The 19,518-nt window shown below is 62.3% G+C and carries 20 protein-coding genes and 1 pseudogene; 19 read left to right on the top strand and 2 right to left on the bottom strand.

Translation table 11 applies throughout. The features are described 5' to 3' along the window. The first annotated feature begins 18 nt into the window (after nt 1-18). Together BMW49_RS18140 and BMW49_RS18135 are read left to right on the top strand one after the other, a co-directional pair. Nucleotides 19-915 (top strand): hydroxymethylglutaryl-CoA lyase, encoded by an 897-nt coding sequence (locus tag BMW49_RS18140; RefSeq protein WP_069519082.1) that lies wholly within the window; start codon nt 19-21, stop codon nt 913-915. 56 nt (nt 916-971) lie between these two features. Next, nucleotides 972-1,700, top strand: a complete 729-nt coding sequence (locus BMW49_RS18135) for a substrate-binding periplasmic protein (RefSeq protein ID WP_244168372.1) — start codon at nt 972-974, stop codon at nt 1,698-1,700. 26 nt (nt 1,701-1,726) lie between these two features. Here BMW49_RS18135 and BMW49_RS18130 read toward each other — a convergent pair whose 3' ends face one another. Then, nucleotides 1,727-2,929 carry a PilT/PilU family type 4a pilus ATPase gene (locus BMW49_RS18130; protein WP_170829052.1) on the bottom strand — a complete coding sequence of 401 codons (1,203 nt, stop codon included), beginning with the start codon at nt 2,927-2,929 and terminating at the stop codon, nt 1,727-1,729. Between the two features lie 148 nt (nt 2,930-3,077). Between BMW49_RS18130 and BMW49_RS18125 the strand changes: the two genes are divergently transcribed. Next, nucleotides 3,078-3,356 carry a peptidylprolyl isomerase gene (locus BMW49_RS18125; RefSeq protein ID WP_069519083.1) on the top strand — a complete coding sequence of 93 codons (279 nt, stop codon included), beginning with the start codon at nt 3,078-3,080 and terminating at the stop codon, nt 3,354-3,356. 18 nt (nt 3,357-3,374) lie between these two features. On the opposite strand, the gene BMW49_RS18120 is transcribed toward BMW49_RS18125, so the two are convergent. Beyond that, entirely contained in the window at nt 3,375-3,911 is a 537-nt protein-coding gene (locus BMW49_RS18120; RefSeq protein ID WP_069519084.1) for a hypothetical protein, read from the bottom strand. A 266-nt stretch (nt 3,912-4,177) separates the two neighbouring features. Here BMW49_RS18120 and BMW49_RS18115 point away from each other — a divergent pair, with 266 nt between their 5' ends. From BMW49_RS18115 to BMW49_RS18040, 16 genes and pseudogenes are all read left to right on the top strand, one after another. Further along, nucleotides 4,178-4,843 (top strand): response regulator transcription factor, encoded by a 666-nt coding sequence (locus BMW49_RS18115; protein WP_069519085.1) that lies wholly within the window; start codon nt 4,178-4,180, stop codon nt 4,841-4,843. Continuing rightward, nucleotides 4,830-6,242 (top strand): sensor histidine kinase, encoded by a 1,413-nt coding sequence (locus tag BMW49_RS18110; RefSeq protein ID WP_069519086.1) that lies wholly within the window; start codon nt 4,830-4,832, stop codon nt 6,240-6,242. Before BMW49_RS18115 ends, BMW49_RS18110 begins: the two co-directional genes overlap by 14 nt. A 99-nt stretch (nt 6,243-6,341) precedes the next feature. After that, a pseudogene (locus tag BMW49_RS18105) lies at nt 6,342-6,494 on the top strand (Flp family type IVb pilin); the annotation flags it as partial. 72 nt (nt 6,495-6,566) lie between these two features. Further along, nucleotides 6,567-7,127: an A24 family peptidase gene (locus tag BMW49_RS18100; protein WP_069519088.1), complete on the top strand. Its 561-nt coding sequence runs from the start codon at nt 6,567-6,569 to the stop codon at nt 7,125-7,127. A gap of 15 nt (nt 7,128-7,142) precedes the next feature. After that, nucleotides 7,143-8,168: a Flp pilus assembly protein CpaB gene (gene cpaB / locus BMW49_RS18095; RefSeq protein WP_069519089.1), complete on the top strand. Its 1,026-nt coding sequence runs from the start codon at nt 7,143-7,145 to the stop codon at nt 8,166-8,168. A 46-nt stretch (nt 8,169-8,214) separates the two neighbouring features. Further along, on the top strand, nt 8,215-9,738 hold the full coding sequence (locus tag BMW49_RS18090; protein WP_208600979.1) for a type II and III secretion system protein family protein: 1,524 nt from the start codon (nt 8,215-8,217) through the stop codon (nt 9,736-9,738). A gap of 10 nt (nt 9,739-9,748) precedes the next feature. After that, entirely contained in the window at nt 9,749-10,399 is a 651-nt protein-coding gene (locus BMW49_RS18085; RefSeq protein WP_069519090.1) for a CpaD family pilus assembly lipoprotein, read from the top strand. Nucleotides 10,400-10,431: 32 nt separating this feature from the next. After that, on the top strand, nt 10,432-11,652 hold the full coding sequence (locus tag BMW49_RS18080) for a CpaE/TadZ family protein (protein WP_069519091.1): 1,221 nt from the start codon (nt 10,432-10,434) through the stop codon (nt 11,650-11,652). Between the two features lie 13 nt (nt 11,653-11,665). After that, nucleotides 11,666-13,027, top strand: a complete 1,362-nt coding sequence (locus BMW49_RS18075) for a TadA family conjugal transfer-associated ATPase (RefSeq protein ID WP_069519092.1) — start codon at nt 11,666-11,668, stop codon at nt 13,025-13,027. After that, nucleotides 13,027-14,016, top strand: a complete 990-nt coding sequence (locus tag BMW49_RS18070) for a type II secretion system F family protein (RefSeq protein ID WP_208600978.1) — start codon at nt 13,027-13,029, stop codon at nt 14,014-14,016. Before BMW49_RS18075 ends, BMW49_RS18070 begins: the two co-directional genes overlap by 1 nt. Then, a complete protein-coding gene (locus BMW49_RS18065) occupies nt 14,013-14,975 on the top strand; it encodes a type II secretion system F family protein (RefSeq protein WP_069519093.1) in 963 nt (320 codons plus the stop codon). Before BMW49_RS18070 ends, BMW49_RS18065 begins: the two co-directional genes overlap by 4 nt. Nucleotides 14,976-14,989: 14 nt before the next feature. After that, complete coding sequence (locus BMW49_RS18060) at nt 14,990-15,835, top strand: tetratricopeptide repeat protein (RefSeq protein ID WP_083251744.1); 846 nt, start codon at nt 14,990-14,992, stop codon at nt 15,833-15,835. A 2-nt stretch (nt 15,836-15,837) separates the two neighbouring features. Further along, nucleotides 15,838-16,356, top strand: coding sequence for a TadE/TadG family type IV pilus assembly protein (locus BMW49_RS18055; RefSeq protein WP_069519094.1), 519 nt, complete (start codon nt 15,838-15,840; stop codon nt 16,354-16,356). After that, a complete protein-coding gene (locus BMW49_RS18050; protein WP_069519095.1) occupies nt 16,353-16,934 on the top strand; it encodes a TadE/TadG family type IV pilus assembly protein in 582 nt (193 codons plus the stop codon). Before BMW49_RS18055 ends, BMW49_RS18050 begins: the two co-directional genes overlap by 4 nt. 213 nt (nt 16,935-17,147) lie before the next feature. Next, entirely contained in the window at nt 17,148-17,567 is a 420-nt protein-coding gene (locus BMW49_RS18045) for a YbaN family protein (protein ID WP_069519096.1), read from the top strand. A gap of 338 nt (nt 17,568-17,905) precedes the next feature. Next, nucleotides 17,906-19,516, top strand: a complete 1,611-nt coding sequence (locus tag BMW49_RS18040; RefSeq protein ID WP_069519097.1) for a pilus assembly protein TadG-related protein — start codon at nt 17,906-17,908, stop codon at nt 19,514-19,516. Nucleotides 19,517-19,518 lie beyond the last annotated feature (2 nt).

The raw sequence follows: 19,518 nt of genomic DNA, 5'->3' as shown, positions 1-19,518 counted from the left end.
ATAAACAACGAGGCAATGATGAACCTACCCAAACAGGTCCGCCTGGTCGAAGTCGGCCCGCGCGACGGTTTGCAGAATGAGCAGCAGCCGATCAGCGTGGCCGACAAGGTGCGCCTGGTCGATGACCTGTCTGCCGCAGGCCTGGGCTATATCGAGGTGGGCAGCTTTGTCTCGCCCAAGTGGGTGCCGCAGATGGCCGGCAGCAGAGAGGTGTTTGCGCAGATCCAGCAGCTACCAGGCATTACCTACGCAGCCCTGGCACCCAACCTGAAAGGCTTTGAGGCTGCCCTAGAGGCCGGCGTCAGAGAAGTCGCCGTGTTTGCCGCCGCCAGCGAGGCCTTCTCGCAGAAAAATATCAACTGCTCGATCAGCGAAAGCCTGGAACGCTTTGTTCCGGTAATGGACGCCGCCAAACAGCATGGCATCCGTGTACGCGGGTATGTCTCCTGCGTGCTGGGTTGCCCGTATGACGGCAGCGTGCCGCCCGAGCAGGTTGCCCTGGTCGCCCGTGAATTATTCACCATGGGCTGCTATGAGGTTTCCCTGGGCGACACCATCGGCACCGGCACCGCAGGCAGCACCCGCCACCTACTCGAAGTGGTTGGCCGTGATATTCCCAGAGACAAGCTGGCCGGGCACTTCCACGACACCTATGGCCAGGCGTTGACCAATATCTACGCAAGCCTTCTGGAAGGCATCAACGTATTCGACAGCTCGGTTGCGGGCCTCGGCGGCTGCCCTTACGCCAAAGGCGCTACAGGCAATGTCGCGAGCGAAGATGTCTTGTATCTACTGGATGGACTAGGGATCGAAACCGGTATCGATATGGACCGGCTGATCGCCGCCGGCCAGCGTATCTGCACAGTGCTGGGCAAGCCCAGTGGTTCGCGGGTGGCGCGGGCACGAAGGGTTTGAGCGGCACGGTTGCGTAGTGCAGCTATACTCAGGTCCTAACCCTCTGGAGCCTGGCCGTGCGTTCGATTCGGCTCGTACCGCTTATGCTTGTGCTGCTCAGCCCCATGGTGTTTGCCGCGCGCACACTTGAGCTGTTTATGCCTGATGCGCCCCCCCTGACCTTCCTCAACTTTCATAAGGGTTATGGCATGGTGGGTGATGTGACCCTGGCGGCGATCGCCCGGGCCAATCATCCAGTCGTGCTCCAGGTCGCCCCCTGGGCCCGGGCGCAAAAGCAGGTCAGCGAGGGGCGCGACCTGCTCATCATTCCGCTGTCGCGAACACCCGAGCGGGAATCGCTGTACACCTGGATCGTTCCTATCATGCCCTTGGAGCGCGCCTTCTTCAGCCTCGATACGCCAGTACGCGACTTTGCAGAAGCCCGCCAGCGCTATCAGCGTATCGCCGTCGGCTTGGGTACAGCGCAACTGGAAATTCTCAAAAATGAAGGGTTTCAACCTGAACAGATCGTTGCGCTGGAGTTGGGCGACAAGCCTATGCGCATGCTCGAACTGGGCCGTGTCGATGCCTGGTTCACCGGCGTGCCCGAGGGTCTGTATGGCCAATTGGCACCCGATGCGCCTGTTTTGCAGATGAGTGCACCTTTGGCCAGCACCCCGCTTTACCTGGCGTGCTCACTGGACTGCGACCCGGCGCTGGTGAAGCGACTGCGCGAAGCGGTCGAGTCCTTGTTGGCCGAGGGCACCGCACAGCGCATGGGAGAGGCTTACCTGCCTTCTCGCTGAGCACCTGTAACCTGCATCGGCTCCCGTCAGATACCGCTGCGACCTGGGTCTTCAGGCGGTTGCTCTTCCTCGATCGCCTCCAGTTTCAGCTCCTGCCCCCAGTCCGCAGGTTTAGCTGCAGGCTGGGGTGCAGCAGGCGCGCTGACCGGCTTCGGCGGCGTGGCTGGATTATCGCGCTGCAGTTTGAGCTTGAGGCGCACGTTGTTCGCCGAGTCGGCATTCTTGACCGCTTCCTCCTCATCGATAGCCCCTTCGTTGACCAGATCGATTAGCGCCTGATCGAACGTTTGCATCCCCAGGTTGCGCGACTTCTCCATGATCTCCTTGATTTCCGACAGCTCGCTGCGCTTGATCAGATCACGCACCGTTGGTGTGCCCAGCAGCACCTCAACGGCAGCGCGGCGCTTGCCATCAACGGTCTTGACCAGACGCTGGGAGACAAATGCCTTGAGGTTGTTGCCCAGGTCGTTGAGCAACTGTGGGCGGCGGTCTTCGGGGAAAAAATTGATGATGCGATCCAACGCCTGGTTGGCGTTGTTGGCATGCAGGGTGGAAATCGCCAGGTGCCCGGTATCGGCAAACGCCAGGGCGTGCTCCATGGTCTCGCGGTCGCGGATTTCGCCAATCAGGATCACGTCAGGCGCCTGACGCAGGGTGTTCTTCAGCGCGGCATGGAAGCTACGCGTATCCACCCCTACCTCACGCTGGTTGATGATTGATTTCTTGTGCCGGTGCACATACTCCACCGGGTCTTCGATGGTGATGATGTGCCCGCCGCTGTTGCGGTTGCGGTAGTCGATCAGCGCCGCCAGCGAGGTCGACTTGCCTGAGCCGGTACCACCGACGAACAGCACCAGACCACGTTTCTCCATCACCGTGCGCAGCAGTACCTCGGGGAGTTTGAGGTCTTCGAAGCGCGGAATCTCCAGCTTGATATTGCGCGCCACGATGGACACCTCGTTGCGCTGTTTGAAGATATTGATGCGGAAACGCCCGACCCCAGCCAGGGAAATCGCCAGGTTCATTTCCAGCTCGCGCTCAAACTCTTCGCGCTGAGCACTATCCATGACCGATTCGGCCACAGCGGCCACCTCCCCGGCCTTCAATGGTTCGGTACTCAGCGCCTTGAGCACGCCATTGAACTTGGCGCACGGCGGCGCGCCGGTCGACAAGTACAGGTCTGAGCCATCCTGGGTGGCGAGAATTTTCAGCAGCGGCGCGAGTTCCATGGCGGGCATCTTTTCGTCGGAGGGGAGAGATAATTACCTTAGGCCATATTCAAATCGATGCGCACAGCACAACATTCAAATATATGGCGCCATGATAATGACGCGCCAATACTGGCACACTGTGAGGCCAAATTCCGAGGAGCCGTTCATGGCAAAGGCAATGGCGCGCCACATTCTGGTCAAGACCGAGGCAGAAGCAGCCGCCCTGAAGAAGCGTATTGCGGCCGGCGAGGCCTTCGATGTGCTGGCGCGCAAGCACTCCACCTGCCCGTCTGGCAAGAAAGGCGGCGACCTGGGCGAAGTGCGCCCTGGGCAGATGGTTCGCGTCATCGACCAGGTGATTTTCAAGAAGGCCGTGCGCGAAATACACGGTCCGATCAAGAGCCAGTTCGGCTATCACCTTGTGCAGGTGGTGTTTCGCGATTGAGCCACTACTTTATGGCTGCTAGAGCTTACCCGTGGTCAGTTGCAGCCACAGCGAGAAGGCACCGAGCAGCCCCCAGAACACACTGAACAGCCACGGGCTGCGCAAGGAAAACAGCAACGACTTGCGGTGGGTCTCACGGTGCGTCTCGGTTTCGCTGAACAGCGGCGACTCATCGTAGATAAGCCCCATGGCCGGGTCGCTGTGCAGCAGGTTCATCTGCTTGAGTTGCCAGTGATCGATGATATCCGACGACGCCTTGATGCCCGGCCAGGCATGCAGCGAACTGACCACCCCCAGCAGCGCCAGCAACGCCGGCACCACCAAGGTGAACAACCCACCCCAACTGTCGTTGAGATTGGCCATCGAGGATGCATAGGCAATCACCAGAAAGGACTGCGCCGACAGGTAGGCGTTGGTCCGGTTGGATAGCAAACTGCTCTCGTGGTGAATTTCGCGTCGATAGAAGTCCAGGCGCTCCTTGGGCGTGCCAAAAATTGAGGCCGCGTCCTGTGCTGGCAGGGGATCAATAGCGCTGGAGGTCAGGATGCGTTTCACGGCAACTCCTCAGTGACTGTTCTGCTTGGATGCACGTTGCCAGGCACGGTTCAGCCTAAGTGCGATCAGTAGCCCCCTTATGTCACCCCTTCCCGACAACGAGGCTGCGTTTCTGGCAAGGCTTCCGGCCCCACTAAAATACCATTGATAATCATTCTCACTTTGTTTAATAATTCTTAACTCCTTCGCCGCCCGGCGATTGGCAAGAATCACCTATTGCTCGCCTCACTCATTGCTCACCTCTGCAGTCAAGAAGGGACACCGATATGCGCGTGTTGGTCGTGGAAGACGACCTTTCCGTTAGTCATTGGCTAGGCAGCAAGCTGCACGCCAGCGGTCATAACTGCCGTTTGATCGACAACGGGGAAGGTGCCCTACGCATGATTCGCGACGAGGCTTTTGATGTGGTCATTCTCGATCGCATGTTGCCCGCGATGGATGGCATTGAAGTGCTGTCCCATCTGCATGGCCAGCCCCGCCCACCAATCCTCATCCTGTCCGCTAACGATCAGGTATCCGATCGCGTCGAAGGTCTGCGTGCAGGCGCCGACGACTACCTCGGCAAGCCCTTCGATTTCACCGAGCTTCTCTTGCGCCTGGAGCTTCTGGCCAAACGTCGGCAGCAAAACGCCTACGAGGACAAACTGCAGATCGAAGACCTGAGTATTGACCTGGCGCGCCGCGAGGTCATGCGCGCGGGACAACGTGTCGACCTGACAGACAAGGAGTTCAAGTTGCTACAGGTCATGGCCGAGCACTTGGGCCAGACGGTTACCCGCGGTATGTTGCTGGAAAAAGTCTGGGGCTATCACTTCGACCCGCAGACCAACCTCATTGATGTGCACCTGTCGAGGTTGCGCAACAAGATCGACAAGGGCTTTGAGCGGCAACTGATTCGGACAATCCGCGCCATAGGCTATGTCCTTGGTTAATGTACTCGGCCTCCGCCAGCTATTTCGCACCAGCAATTTTCGGCAAGCGTCCACTATTGCCTTTATCAGCCTGCTGATTGCCCTGGTGTCGATCATCTTCAGCAATCACCTGCTGGAGCTGATCATGCGCAGCCACGTCCGCGACATGATCCTTAACGACGTACGCTCGCAACAGCTGCATGGTCGCTTGCAGCGAACACAGGATGTCGTCTCGGCACTGAAGTACCGCGAACCCTTCGAGAACCGCAAGGAACGCCATGCCATCGTCACGGACAGCCAAGGCCTGACGCTCTATGGCGATGCACAGCTGTTACCCGGACTTGCCTGCCAGGGCATCTGCACCAGTAACTGGCGTCATGCCACGCTGAGCGGCACCGATGGAAACGAAACGGAGATTCTAGGCCTGCTGGTACCGCTGGCAGACGGCGGACGCTACTTCAGCGCTTACGATCTACGCCCAATGCTTGAACGCACGCGCATTATCCCGTTGATGGCGGGCGCTGGTCTGCTGCTGATTTTGCTGCTGATTCTGCTTCTCAGCCTGCCCTTCAGCCGACGCAACCTTGCTCGGATTAACCAGATACGCGACGCGCTCGCCCGCTACGCCAGCGGTGACCATAGCGCTCGAGCGCCCTGCGATCGTGATGGCGACGAATTCGACCAGTTGGGCGGCGAAATAAATCAGAGCCTGCAGCGCCTCGACCGCCTGATGGAAGAAGTCAAAACCGTCACCAGCCATATCGCCCATGAGTTGCGCACGCCGCTGACGCGCTTGCAGGGCCGCCTGGTCAGTGTCTGTGAACGCCTCGAGGGCGACTCCCGTACAGAGTTGCTGCGTGCCATACAGGACAGCGAACGCATTCAAAGCCTGTTCCGCGCGGTGATGCGTATCGGCGAAGTGGAAACCGGTCGCTGCGCGCACCACTTCGAGCTGATCCGCGCCCAAGAATTACTCGAAGACGTGCGTGAGTATTACCTGCCACTGGCCGAAGACCGCGCATGTCCCATGCGAGTGGAATGCGCTGACGACTACACCCTGTATGGCGACCGTGCCCTGTTGTTCCAGGCCCTGGCCAACCTGCTCGATAACGCCCTGAAGTACTCACCGACCGGCTCACCTATCGTCCTGGCAGCAGGCTCACGAGGTGAGTGTCAGACGCTCAGCATCAGAGATCGAGGCAAAGGCATCCCCCTTGAGTTGAATGCCAAGGCCATGGAGCGCTTCAGTCGCCTGGATACCAGCGGCAACGTGCCTGGCAATGGCCTCGGCCTGACCTTGACTCGGGCGATTTGTGACCTGCACGGCGGCCGCTTGGTGTTGGCCGATAACCAGCCTGGGTTGTGCGCCACCCTTGAACTCAAGCCGGCGCCGGACAGGCTGGAAAAGCGGCTTCCTTAAATATTCTTAATGAAGCCAGGCTTGCTGCTCATATGAGAATAAATCTTAATAGCGAACACGACGTAACACACCTTTCGCCTCTTAGCTGACGGAGCCTTCATGAACAATCGCCTCAAGCAATTCCTCGCCGACGAGAGCGGCGTCACCGCGATCGAGTACGGCATTCTCGCCGCTGCCATGGCGGCGGCCATTGGGGTCATCTTCGGCTCCGACGGCGTGTTCGTCACTGCGCTGAAGGAGCGCTTCTCCTCGATCGCCGACCAGATCACCAACACCAACAACCCTGGCGCCAGCAATTAAGCGGGAGCGTTCTGGAGCGCCGGCATGGACAACACCCTGATCATCATCGTCCTGCTACCTGCTCTGCTGTTCGTGGTCGGCACTGATCTGCTCTACCGGCGTATCCACAACCTGTTGATCCTGGTGTTGCTGGCACTCTGGCTGGTCCTGCCATTCGCTTGCGCGCTCGACATGGGCCCCTGGGGCGACCTGTCGAGCAGCGAGCTGTTCGATCAGGTGGTCTACGGCCTGCTGGGTTCAGCCCTGGTACTGGGCATCGGCTACGGACTGTTCTGTCTTGGTCGGGTTGGGGCCGGGGATGTCAAGCTGATGGCGGTGGTTTGCTTGTGGATGTGTCAGACCAACCAGATGGCCTTCCTGATCGTCACGGCACTGGCCGGCGGCCTCCTGGCGCTGGGTTTGCCGCTGCTGAACCAGATCGAACACTACCTCGCCCTGCGTTGGCAGCACCTCGGGGCGGCTTTTCCAAGACTTGGTATCCCGTTGCCCGTGGTCCTGACCGACCAGCGCCCGCAGGGCATTCCTTACGGCATCGCGATTGCCATAGGTGCGTTCTACACCCTGTTCGTCCCTATCCATTCCTAAAGCACGGTTCACCCAATGAAAACCCCCTCAGCCCTACTTCTGGCAGGCACCCTGTTGGTTGCCGGCAGCGCCGCGCTACTGGCTCGGGTCTTGATGGCCCCGCCTCCGCCCCCTCCGGTGGTCGTAGCCGCCCCCGTCATCGAAGAGCCCAAGCCAACGCACCCAGCGATCCTGGTCGCCACCCGTGACCTACGGCCCGGCGACTTCATCGACGCCAGTGCTGTGGAGTGGAAAACGAGCGACAGCGCCCATGACGAAAGCCTGTACTACACGCGCAATCATGAAGACGCCATACACCTGACCGGCGCCAGCGTTCGCCGTCCGTTAGCCGCTGGTGCGCCGCTGACCAGTGCCCTGGTGGTCAAATCCAACGAACCCGGATTCATCGCCACAGTTATCACCCCTGGCATGCGTGCCATCACCGTGCCCACCGACCAGACTGCCAGCCAGTACAGCATGCTGACCTCGGGCGACCGAGTGGATGTAGTGGTCAACCTCCAGCGTGAAGCCGAGCAGGACACCGGCAGCGTGCAAAGCAGTGACCTGGCCAGGATGTTCGGGGCTGACCTTCGCGACCGGACGGATGAGCAGCGCCAACGCATGGTCCATCAGGTACTCAATATCCAGGCGCAGAACCAGGTGCCACGCCTAGCCTCGCAGACCCTGCTGGAAAACGTCCGTGTACTGTCGATCAACAATCAGGTGCGCAGCCCTCTGCAACCTCGCCCAGAAGATGTGCCGAACGTCAAAAAGAACCCGGATGCCTATCCCCACTCCGCGCCGCAGACAGTGACCCTGGAGGTGCCGCCCGCCTATGCCGAACGCCTGGCCCTGGCCAGCCAGATCGGCACCCTGCAGTTAGCCCTGCGCAGCAGCCAGGAAGTCGATGATGGGCTGGTTCGACCGGGTAACGGCCGGGTCACCACTCTGGCCCAGACCACGGGTGTTTATAGCGCTTCGGCGCCATTCGCCAACCAGCGGCCACTGGTGAAAACCTTCCATGGCGATACCAGCAACGTCGTGCAATTCGACTACCAGTGACGCGCCAGAGCGGTCAGTCCACTTCTGCCAACAGAGAAACCGATACATGAAGTTCGCGCTCAAACACCTTGCCCTGCCGCTGGCCTGCCTGCTCGCCACCCCAGGGCTGGCGCATGCCGAGTCCCAGGATGAGGCAGACCTGCCTGTCGCCGAATCCAACAACTACAACCCCGATCTGGACATGGCCTTCGCCCGCGAATACTACGAGCAGATGGGCCAGAGCGCGGAGGTGAAGGCACCTGCCGTGCGCCATCTGCGCACGTCGCTCAAGGCCGTCGAAGAAACTGAAACCGTACAGCTGGTGGTCAATCAGGGCCGCCTGCTGCAACTGCCCAGGGAAGCCAGCAACGTCATGGTGGCCAACCCGAGCGTCGCCAGCTTCCAGGTCGCCTCGCCGGGCAGCGTGTTCGTCTTCGCCAAGATCCCCGGCACCACCACGCTCTATGCTTTGGACAGCAACGACGAAGTGGTCGCCGCAGTCCAGCTTGTCGCCAAACCGAACGTCGTCGCGCTGACGCGACTGGGTGAGCAGATCGCCAATGAGATTCCCGGTGCCAAGGTCGAGTTTGTGCCGTCCGGCAGCAGCCTGATCGTGCGCGGCACTGTGCGCACGCCGCAGCAGGCCAAGCAGGTCATGGACAGTGTCGAGGCCAACCTCGGCGCATCCTCCAGTCAGGCCGGTGGCGGCGGCCAGCGCCCGCCCCAGGCGGGCAATGGCCAGCCCCCGGCGCCCCGTGTGATCAATCAGCTCAAGGTGGAACTGTCGGCGCAGATCAATATCAGCGTGCGCATCGTCGAGGTATCGCGCAGCCTGACCTCGTCCCTGGGCATGAACTGGGATGTCGCCCTCAAGGATGGCAATTACTTCCTGCGCAATGGCGCCTCGCTGTTCGACGCCACCAGCGGTGCCTTCAGTGGTGGCACCGTGACCAACGCCGTCGCGGGCGGCTTCCACCGCAACGGCTCGGTCACCGTGGGCGGCCTGCTCACCGCGCTATCCGAGGACGGCCTGGCGACCATCCTGGCCGAACCGAACCTGACCGCGATGTCCGGCGAGACCGCCGGTTTCGCCGCTGGCGGCGAGGTGCCCATCGTCACCTTCGTCAACAACAGCGTGAACATCGACTTCAAACAGTACGGGGTCATCATGCGTATGACCCCAACCCTGCTGTCGCCAAACCGCATCAGCCTGCACGTCGCCCCGGAAGTCAGTGATCTCTCCGACGAGGGCGCAGTAACACTGGATGGTTTCACCATCCCGGCCTTCAAGGTGCGCCGTGCCGACACCACGGTGGAACTGGCCAGCGGGCAAAGCTTCGCCCTGGCCGGCATGCTGCGCAGCAGCATCACCCAGCAGGTAACCAGCGTGCCGGGGCTGAAGAGCATTCCCATGCTCGGCCGTTTCTTCGAGACCGAGACCAGCGAACAAAGCGACAGCGAACTGGTGATTATCGCTACCGCCTACGTGGTCGAGCCTACCGCCGCCGGTGCTCTGCAGTCTCCTGGGCGCGGAATCCGCGCGCTGGACAACTTGATTCCGCCCCAGGCCACTGCCGGCTACCTGTACTGAGGACTCTGCCATGCCCGTTCGTCCCCTGCTTCTCCTGCTGGCACTCGCCCTGGTGCTCGGTGGCTGCGACCGCCATGTCAACCAGATGCGGGAACAGCGCTTCGCCCCCTTCAACGAGATCGAACAGCCCAAGGTCGCGCCTTCGGCACTGGTCGCCTCGCTAAAAGCAAACGGCAGCGGCAGCTTCACCGCCGAGTCACTGGAAAATCTCAACACCCTGCTGCGCGTACAAGGCCGCCTGCGCCAACAGACACTGACGCTTCAGCCCTACACGCCAAACGGCGAACGCCTGGCCCAGCGTCTGGCTGGCGTGCTGCGCGAACAGGGCGCCGTCGCCGAGCAGGTCACCGTCATGCCGTCACGCCTGGAAGCCCCCGAAGCCAGAGAATGGGACCTGCAAGTGGTGTCCGAAGCACTAGTGGTCAAAGTACCGGACTGCAGCATCGCCGCCCCCGAGAAATGGACGGTCAAACCCTACGAGGCCATAGGCCCGCTGGGCTGCGCCAACCGCGCCAACATCGCCGCGATGGTCTCCGAACCGCGTGACCTGGTGCGTCCGCAGGCACTGGACGGCGGTGATGGCACGGCCGCGGTGAATGCCGTTGGCCGCTACCACGACGACGAAGTCCGCGAACTGCTCGACATCGACTTCCAGGACTGAGCCGCGAGGCCTGCCGCTAAGAGATCCGCGACATGAACGACACGACGCTCAACAACGACTCATCCCCCCTCATGCTGTTCGCCGGCAACGCCGATGAAGCCAGCCGCTTCGGTGAACAACTGGTACGCCTTGGCCTGGATGCTGCTCTGGCCCGCTCCGGAGGCATCGCTGCAGCCATTGCCTGGAGCCGCGGCAACCCGCCACCGCAGGTGCTGATCGTGGATATCGACGGTGACCCGCTGCCGCTGCAGTCACTGGCCGAACTGAGCGAGCTCTGCGATCCGGCTTGCCATATTGTGGTGATCGGCAGCAAACAGGATGTCGACCTGTACCGTACGCTGTTGCACAGCGGCGTGTTCGACTACCTGATCAAACCGGTGCCACTTGACCTGCTGGCTGCCACCCTGGGCCGCGTCCGCGCCGGGCACGCGACCAGCCACGGCGCCCGTAGTGGCCGCACCATCGCCATCAGCGGCGCCTCCGGCGGCTGCGGTGTCAGTACGGTCGCTGCCAGCCTGGCTCAGTTGCTGTCGCAGGAACGCCACATGGCCACCGCTGTGGTGGATTTCGACCGCAGCAATGGCGATCAGAATCTGCTCCTCGGTTATGACGGCGAAGCCGGCCTGGCCGGTGCCCTGAGCAGCGGCGAAATCGACAGCCGCCTGCTGCAGCGCGCCATGGGCCAGATCAACGAGCGCCTGCACCTACTGGCGCAGACGCCGAGCCTGCGTACGGAGCAGAACTTCAGCAGCGAGCACCTGTTGCACCTGGGCGCCAACCTTTGCCACATGTTCAATCAGGTGATCTGGGATCTGCCCGCCGGCCGCCCGCATGGCAGTCTCGACGTGCTAACCCATGCGCAGACGCGCATTCTGCTCACTGACCTGACGGTGCAGGATGCGCGCAATCTGCACCGCCTGCTGGGTGAGATCGGCGACGAAAGTGACGGCCAGCACCTGCTTCTGGTGGCCAATGCCGCACGCGGCAACCATGCCGGCATCGTCGAACGCAGCCAGTTCGAGGAATTCATCGAGCGGCGCATCGACCTGCAACTGCCGCATGCCGGCCCGGCCCTGGCCAGCAGCCTGCTCACCGGCCCGCTGCGCCTTGGCGCCGCCCCCGCACTGCAACTGGCCTTGCAAGATCTCGCCGACCTGGCCACCGGGCATACGCCAAAGCGCACCACGGTCGCGCCAGCCAATCTGCTGACACGCCTCAAGCGCGTGCTTAACCGCCAACCTTCAGCGGCTTGAGAGGACCACGCGCATGCTTATTCGTCACCCACAAAACAACCGCAAGCCGGTGGCCGTGCAACAGCCGACCACAGCCGAGCCCCAGGACGTACGTGCCACCAGCGTGCAGCGCAGCGCCCAGGGCAAGCCCGCCGATAGCCTTGGCACGCACAATCGCAAACTGATTCGCGGCTACCTGTACGACCAGATCGACCCGCTCAAGGCTGCCGCCATGGGCCGCGACAAGCTGCGCGTGCAGATCGAATCGATGATCCGCCGTATCTGCGACGACAACCGCCTGCAGTTGTCACGGCAGGAAGAGGAAGCCATCGCCGAGGAAATGCTCAACGAGATGGTCGGTATCGGGCCGATCCAGCCACTGCTGGCCGACGATACGGTGAACGACATCCTGGTCAACGGTGCCGGGCAGGTGTTCGTCGAGCGCTTCGGCAAACTGGAGCTGTCGCCGATCACCTTCGTCGACGAAGAACACGTGCTCAACACCGCCCAGCGCATCGCCGCTGCGGTTGGCCGGCGCATCGACGAAAGCCATCCGATGGTCGATGCGCGCCTGGCCGACGGCAGCCGGGTCAACGTCATCACCTACCCGCTGGCGATCGACGGCACCACCATCTCCATCCGTAAGTTCATGCGCCGCAACATGTCCCTGGAAATCCTCGCCGAGCGCGGCGCAATGTCCATGGAGATGGCCCTGGTGCTGCAACGCGCGATGCAGGCCAAGCTCAATATCATCGTCTCCGGCGGTACCGGCGCGGGCAAGACCACCCTGCTCAACGCCCTGTCGCAGAAGATCAGTGAAGACGACCGCATCATCACCATCGAAGATGCCGCCGAACTGCAACTGCAACAGATCCATGTGGTGCGCCTGGAAACCCGCCCGGTCAGCGCCGAAGGCACCGGCAAGGTCGACCAGCGCGACCTGGTGCGCAACGCCCTGCGCATGCGCCCCGACCGCATCATCCTCGGCGAGGTGCGTGGCGGCGAGTGTTTCGACATGCTCCAGGCGATGAACACCGGGCATGACGGCTCGCTGTGTACCGTGCACTCCAACACCCCACGCGACGCCATCATGCGCCTGGAAAACATGGTGATGATGGCCAGCATGCAACTGCCGCTGGAAGCCATTCGCCGGCAGATCGCCAGTGCCGTCAACCTTATCGTGCAGATCGAGCGGATGCGCGACGGTGCGCGCCGCGTGGTATCGATCACCGAAGTCTGCGGGATGGAAAACGACGTGATCCAGACCCAGGAACTGTTCAGCTTCAAGACCAGCAGCGTCGATGCCAAGGGCCGCCTCACCGGCCAGTACGCCTCGAGCGGTCAGCGGCCGCACTTCTACAGTGCCCACGCGCACCTGTTCGAAGGTCAGGTCTGATGGACGCCGTACTTGATCTGCTGACCCTGCTGGTGTTCGCCGCGGTGATCCTCGCCGTGCTGGCGGCGCGCAGCCTGTCCTCCCGTAACCAGCGTGACAAGGCAACTGTCCGGCACCTGGAAAAGCTCAAGGGCGAGCTGGATGGGCAGGCGCACGCGACCACGTCACAGGTTTCCCTCGACGGCATCTTGCGCGACATGCAGCAAGCGCCCTTCGCCGACCTGCCCGTGATCGGCCCAAGGATCGCCCGCCTGTGGCTCGGCCTCAGCGTACTCGGCTGGCGCGAGAGCCTGCTGATGCGCGTGGCCCTGACTGGGCTGCTCAGCCTGATGGGTGGCGTGCTGCTGGGCCGCGAAACGCCGTTCCCGGTGCTCGCCAGCCTATTACTGTCGCTGCTGTTCTTCAGCGTGCTGGCCACCCTGGGCTACCGCAGCGGCCTGGCCAAGCACTTGAACGAACTCAAGCAGAGCCTGCCGGAAGCCATCGACGCGATTACCCGCACCGCCCGCGCAGGCGTGCCGGTGAGCAATGCCTTTGCCCTGGTCGCCCCCAACCTGGCCGGCCCGCTGGCCATTGAGTTCGCCCTGATCGACAACTGGTTACGCATCGGTGTGCCGTTGCGCCAGGCCATGCAGGACTCGGCCCAGCGCATCCCGCTCAACGAATACCGTTTCTTCGCGGTGATTCTGATCATCAACCAGGAAGCCGGTGGCCGCCTCGGGGAAACCCTCGACCGTCTCTCGGCGACCCTGCGTGATCGCCATGAGCTGCAACTGAAGATCCAGGCGAAAACCTCGGAGGCACGCGCCTCGGCGAAAATCGTTGCTTCGCTGGTGCCGCTGGCACTCGGCTACATGTACCTGAACTCACCGCGCGACTTTCACTTCCTGCTCGGTGATCCGACCGGCAACAGTGTGCTGTTTTACGCCTTTGGCAGTGTCGCCCTGGGCCTGATGCTCACCCATTTCATGGTTCGGAGGGTGTCATGAGCGCACTGTTCAATGACCCGTTGGCGGCTGCCGCGCTGGCCATTTTACTGGCTGGTATCGGCTTACTGCTGATCGGTCTGCACCACCTCCGACAGCTCACTCCGCTGCGTGATCGCCTGCGCGGTAGCGCCCAGCAAGAGCAGGCACCGCGCCAGGTCGATGACATTCTGCGCGGCCAGGGCCTGCAACTGCCGCCACGCCTGCTGGCCCTGCTGTTGCCCGTGGCGCGCTTCGGCGAAAGCCTGGCCGGCACCGACAGCGACCGCCAGAAGCTGCGCCGCTTGCTGATCATGGCGGGGTTACGTAGCCAGGAAGCGCTCGGCCTGCTGATGGCTTGCAAGTATGCGCTGGGCGTGTTGCTGGCCCTGGTGGTGCTGTTCGGCATCCTCGAGCCCGGCTCGCGAATGGGCCTCAACGGCGTGGCCGGCGGCTTGCTCGCCCTGTTCGCTGGCACAACCCTGCCGGAAGTTGGCCTGAAGATGCGCAGCGCGCAGCGCGGCGAACGCCTGGAGCGCAACCTGCCCGACGGTCTCGACCTGATGGTGATCTGCGCCGAAGCCGGTCTGCCACTGGGTCGTGTGCTGCAAGTGGTGTCCAAGGAGCTGGTGCTATCGGCGCCGGAGCTGGCCGACGAACTGCGCTACACCTATGCCGAACTGCAGATTCTCAGCGACCGCCCACGGGCGCTGCTGAACCTCGCCGAACGTACCGGGGTCAGCGGCATCGAGAGCATGGTGGCGACCCTGATCCAGGCCGAGCGCTACGGCACACCACTGTCTCAGGCACTGCGCACCATCTCCGAGGAAAGCCGCAAAACACTGATCCTCACCCTGGAAGAACGCGCCGGCAAACTGCCCGCGCAACTCAGCGTGCCGCTGATGACGCTGATCCTGCCCCCCATCGTGGCGATGATGGGCGCACCCGCCATGGTGCGCGTCATCCGCCTGCTCAGCCAATGATGCGAGAACCCGTCATGCCTTCGTACCGCACCGTTCTACCACTTCTGCTGATCAGCCTGACCCTGGGCGGTTGTGCCAGCCTCGTTCCTGGCCAGCCGCCGCTCGACAAGGAGGCCGGCGAGGCCCTGCGCCTGGCCCACACCCTGCGCGACAACCGGCGTTTCCAGGCCGCCTACGAGGTCTATGCGCGCATGGATGAACGCGGCCAGCTCAAGGGCAGCTATGTGCTCGAATACGCCAGCGTCGCCGCCACCGTGCGCCCTGCCAAGGAAGCACTGCCGCTGTACCAACGCGCCCGTGCCGAACTGGGCGGCGATGCCAGCGCCCTGCCAGCGGAGCAGCGCGTAGCCCTCTGCTCCGGCCTGGGTCGCGCGCACCTGGCTCTGGGTCAGGCCGCTCTGGCCGAACACGACTTCCGCTGCGCCGCGCACGCTCAGCCGAATAACCTGCAGGCGCTCAACGGCCTCGGCGTCGCCTACAACCTGCAAAAGCGCGATGAAGATGCTCGCCAACAATTCGAGAAAGCGCTGGCCATCGATCCTGGCTACAGCCCTGCATTGAACAACCTGGCCCTGTCCTGGCTGGCCAGCGGCGACAGCAGCCGTGCCATCGGCCTGCTCAATCAGGCCCGCGGCCAGGGCGATATCAGCCTACAGCTCAACCTGGCATTGGCCTATGTCTTCGCCGGGCATGACGACACCGCCCAGGCCGTGCTGCTGGAAAGCCTGGAAGCGGACTATGCCGCCACCATTGTCGAGCAATTTCGTACCGCTCGTGCCCGGGTCAATGCCGGCGCACCCCTGGCCAGTGAACTGCTGGCCGCCAGCCAGCAACCCCTGGTCCTGAGCGAGCAGAACTAGCCATGCGTCCAGCCAACCTGCGTGCCCTGCGGCGCAACCAGCAAGGCGTCACCGCGATAGAAACCGCACTGATTCTGCCGGTGCTGCTGTTCGGCGTAATGATGCTCTTCGAATTGGCGCGCATCAGTCTGATGATCGGCGTCGGCAGCTTGTCGCTGGAACGTGCCCTGCAGGACTTTCGCCAGGACCGCGCCTTCTACACGCAAACACCAGAAGTACTGCAGGAAGCCATCGAGGAGCGCCTGATCGACACTTCCTACGGTTTCCTCACCGAGGACAACTTCGAAGTGGACGTGCTGGCTTTCGACAACCTGCGCCGCTTCGGTGGTGGCGAAGCGGATGAAGAACAGGACGCCGCTGATCGTTCGCCGCCCGTGCTCAGTGTCAGCGTTGACCTGACCCAGACGTTCATGACCCCACTGCCGGCCCTATTCGGTCTCGGCGATGCCTTCCAGTACCAGTACCGGCAACTGCTCGGCAGCCTGACCAGCGAGCGGGAACAGGAGGAGGACGCGCAATGATTGCTTCACCCCGCACACAGCGCGGCAATGCTCTGGTGGAAACCGCGTTGATCCTGCCGCTACTGATCGGCAGCGCGATCATCATCGCCGACCTGTACAACATCAATCAGGCCCGCGCCTACATGGAGCAGTCCGCGCATACCGTTGCCAGCACCCTGGCCATGCAGAGCCGCCTGGACAAGGACAGCCTCCAGGCCCTGACCGAACAGAGCGCCGCCCCCGGTGTGCTGGGCGATTACGAGATGGTCATCAGCCGGGTCATGCTCGACCGCAGCATGCCCTGGAAACCGCTGTATCGCGGCAATGTCGAAGGCATCTGCGCGCAGCTGTACACCGATGGCCAATACAATGGCGAGCTACCCGAAGAGGCCCCCGCCACAGAGGATGACGAAGCGCCGCCAAGCACCTCCCTGGTGGTCGTGCAACTGTGCCGCAACAGCGACAACCTGGCCCTCAGCAGCGCCCTGATCGCCGAGAAGGATATCCAGACCATCTCCTTCGCGCGCATGAGCTACAACAGCATCGAACTGGACGATCCCCTCAGCGAAGAAGTCGGGATCAAGGACGACGACGGCTGATTTAGACCGGTCTTCAGCCTTTCTATCACCGTGAACGTCCACAGATCACTCACAGCTTTGCTAAACACGGCACGGGGTTCCAGCCTGCGCCCTGCTTTCTCCTGCCTGGTCTTCGCACGCTGCGCGGCGAAAAAGATGAAGACCTCTTAACTTGTCTCGCGTCTGCAAGCCCCTTTTACTGGTCAACTTGTTGCTGTGCGGATTCTCCTAGAAATGCCTACCCCGTCCCATTGCGTACCCGCCACCAGCCAGGTCAAACGGCTCTGCTATCTGGTACTGGCCTACCTGAGCCTGGGTTGCGCCATTCTCGGCGTTATCCTGCCGGGGTTACCTGCCACCGAGTTCCTCCTACTGGCCGCCTGGGCTTCGAGTAAAAGCTCGCCGCGCCTTAACCGTTGGCTGCACGAACACCGCGTGTTCGGGCCAATGCTCAGCAACTGGGCGCAAGGTGGCGTGATCGCCCGTCGCCACAAACTGTACGCCAGCGTCAGCATGCTGCTGTGCTTCGGCCTGCTGCTGTGGCACAACCCACCGCTGTGGCTGCTGATCAGTGCCGGCGGCGGCATGCTCTGCGGTGCCTGCTGGATCTGGTCGCGACCCGAATCGTTGCCGGTGGAACGCTCGGCCGCCTGAATCCCGGAGACTGGATGAGCCGTGGGAGGGCTTTAGCCGCGACAACCCGCTAAAGCACCTCCTACAAGCGGCGTGCAAATAGCCATGAGCGAAGGGTTGCAACGCCCGCCAAACCGCTCGTTGATTAATTGCCCCAGACTTTCCCTTAAGCATTCTTAATGAAACGATGATTGCTTGCGATTGGGAATTATTCTTATCTTTCACGCTCCGCGCCCCATCCCTCCGGGCGTCCATTGAAAGGCAAGACTCTCGATGCATGTACTCCCCTTCATCCCCCAGCTTCGCCATCCGGGAGTGTCATCACCTCATGCACTGCAGACAGACAGTCACGACGGGCAATGCTTATGATCAGCGCTCGCCGTCAGCGCGGCAGTATCGCGCCCTTCATGGTGCTGGCCCTCGGCGGCGCCCTGCTCGCCACCGCTTACGCCATCGACACCAGCCGCATGGTCAACAGCGCTTCGCAGGTCAAGCGCGCCACCGACCTGGCGGCGCTCGCGGTCGGTCAGGAGCGCCTGGGCAACGGTGAAAAATCGCTGGAAGAATTCAAGAAGCTGGCGTACGGGTACGTCGTCAACAACCTCGGTCTGGACAGCACCCTCGCCACCCAGATCGACGAAGAAGCGCTCACCCTGAGCGAGCAGAAAGGCGACGAAGGCCGCACCCGCTACAGGGTCGAGGTAACCTTGCAGGCCGATGCCGAGCTGCTCGGCGCCGAACCCAGATTTATCCAGGTGCACTCCACCGTCGAGGTGCAGCCAAGTGCTCTGGAAGTGGCGCTGGCCCTGCCCAACTCGGGTTCGGAAAACGAAAGCAACTTGCAGGTACTGCGCCGTCAGAGCATGCGTTTCGCCCAGAAGCTGGTAGAGGGTCGCGATGACGCCTGGCTGGCGCTGGTGCCCTACAGCCAGACGGTAAACGTTTCGCCCGACTACACCAACCCGCAAACGCGCGCCCCGGCTGGTCCCAGTGGCAATCATGCACAACGCCTGAACAGTTGGGCGATGGCCAATGCCCTGCGCCCGATCGAGCTGACCTCGCTGTTCCGCTCCGGCTACGCCGGCCTGCACGACCGCCGTATTCCAGATCGGCGCGCTAATCTGCTGTGCATGTACCGTGGCCTGAACCGGGGCGATAACTATTTCTGGGATCAGGCACCTGCTGGACAATTCCGTATTTACTACCGCCACGATCTGCCAGAGAACGGCAGTCCAGGCGCCACGCCGATCCGCTGGGTCGGCCCCAACCCCATATTCGGCCAGGCCACTGGCACCAACGACACGCGCTGGATGGTCGCCGACAAAGGCTGCCCGTCCGCACCGCTGCTGCCGTTGAGCAACGACATCAACAAGATCGAGGAACGTCTCGAGCAGATGTCCACGCGTTTCAACGTCAACTACGCCATCGCCATGGGCTGGAGTGCCATGGCGCTGGCCCCGGCATTTCGTGGCAGCAGTGGCTGGAACCTGCCGGACGAATTACCCAAGGACTTCAAGGAGGATGGCGGTGACAGCTACAAAGCCATCGTCATGCTGGTCAACACCACCGGTCAGCGCTGGTTCGACAGCGACTCCTACAACGCAGACACCGCTCAGGCCATCGATGGCGAGACCGGCACTGACGGCGAAAACCAGAGCTTACGAACGCAGCGTTTTGCCCGGCTGTGCGACAGCTTTCGCGAACGCAAACTGCGCTTCTTCCTGATCGCCATCGGCCAGGACGAGATCGAAAACAACGACCTGGGCGCCGAAGACACGACGATCGATGGTGCCTCGGATTTCCGCCGTCTGGCCGGGCCGGGTCTGGCCCGCTGCACCGAGCAGGCAGGCGACATCACCTACCTCCCCGGCTTCGACTTCGTCGCTGCCGAAGGCCGCCTGCAAAACCGGCTCGACGCGATTCTCGACGACATCCGCCGGCAGGGCTCCTACGTACGCCTGGTCGAGTAGCC

This window comes from Pseudomonas cuatrocienegasensis (assembly GCF_900110925.1).
Classification (GTDB): Bacteria; Pseudomonadota; Gammaproteobacteria; order Pseudomonadales; family Pseudomonadaceae; genus Aquipseudomonas; species Aquipseudomonas cuatrocienegasensis.
The sequence above is the reverse complement of the archived record's forward strand: the minus strand, read 5'-3'. Positions and strand labels throughout refer to the sequence as shown.